This window comes from Hydrogenophaga sp. (assembly GCF_051860785.1).
Taxonomy (GTDB): Bacteria; Pseudomonadota; Gammaproteobacteria; order Burkholderiales; family Burkholderiaceae_C; genus Hydrogenophaga.
This window is the reverse complement of sequence record NZ_JBIMLB010000044.1, coordinates 1-881: the sequence shown is the minus strand read 5'-3', so window position 1 is coordinate 881 and position 881 is coordinate 1. Positions and strand designations below refer to the sequence as shown.

The following is an 881-nucleotide window of genomic DNA, read 5'->3' as shown; positions in this document are numbered from 1 at the left end:
CCGAACGCGGGCGCCAGCTGAGCGCCACGATCACCCGCGTGCCGGGTCTGGCACGCGCCATGCCGGAGTTGCTGGAATGGTCACAGGAGATGGTGGCCACGAGCGAGAAGACCGATGCGCGCCTCACCGACATCATGATGGCGCAGGATTTCCACGACCTCACGGGCCAGGTGATTGCCCGCGTGGTGCATCTGGCCGGCACGATCGAGGAACAACTGCTGAGCCTGCTTCTGCAGTCGGCCCCCTCGGGCCAGCCGGGACAGGACCACGCCTTCGAACTGGCCGGCCCGGTGGTCAGCCCGGAAGGCCGCACCGATGTGGTGAGCGATCAGAAGCAGGTCGACGACCTGCTCGCGAGCATGGGCTTCTAAAGAAGCCGAAGAACGCCAGAAACCTCTCCAGGCTCGCGGACCTTGGGCGCTCTGTGGAGCGAAATAAAGGGGGAGGCGGCCTCCCGCCGCCGGAGGACATTCGCGGAACAGGGTGCCCAAGGTCCGCGAGCAGCGCGAGGTGCAGCCCGGAAAAGGGCCCCCGCACCCCGTCTTATTCCCCTTTAGTTTTCCGCCCCAACTTCCAGAATCGGTTTCATCGATCGAATGAAACCGAGCCATGGAATCTTCCAGTCAGGACAAGAACCTACCCGCCACCGCGCAGCGCCTGAAAAAGGCCCGCGATGATGGCCAGGTCGCGCGTTCCAAGGACTTGTCGAACCTCGCGGTGCTCGGCGGTGGGGCCGTAGCGCTGCTGGCCCTGGCACCCATGGGCTTCGAACAACTGCGCACCGCCCTGCGCAACCAGCTCACCTTTGACCACAGTGCGCTGCAGCAGCCCGAGATCACATTGCAGCGCCTGGTGGATGGCTTCTCCCAGGGCCTCATGCT

General features: G+C 64.9%; 2 protein-coding genes. Both read left to right on the top strand.

Annotated elements, in window-relative coordinates:
• The coding region (locus tag ACTIF6_RS26815; RefSeq protein WP_439590745.1) for a protein phosphatase CheZ at positions 1–371 on the top strand (371 nt) is incomplete at its 5' end.
• A gap of 238 nt (positions 372–609) precedes the next feature.
• Positions 610–881 (top strand): EscU/YscU/HrcU family type III secretion system export apparatus switch protein (locus ACTIF6_RS26810; protein ID WP_439590744.1); only part of this gene is annotated, 272 nt, incomplete at its 3' end.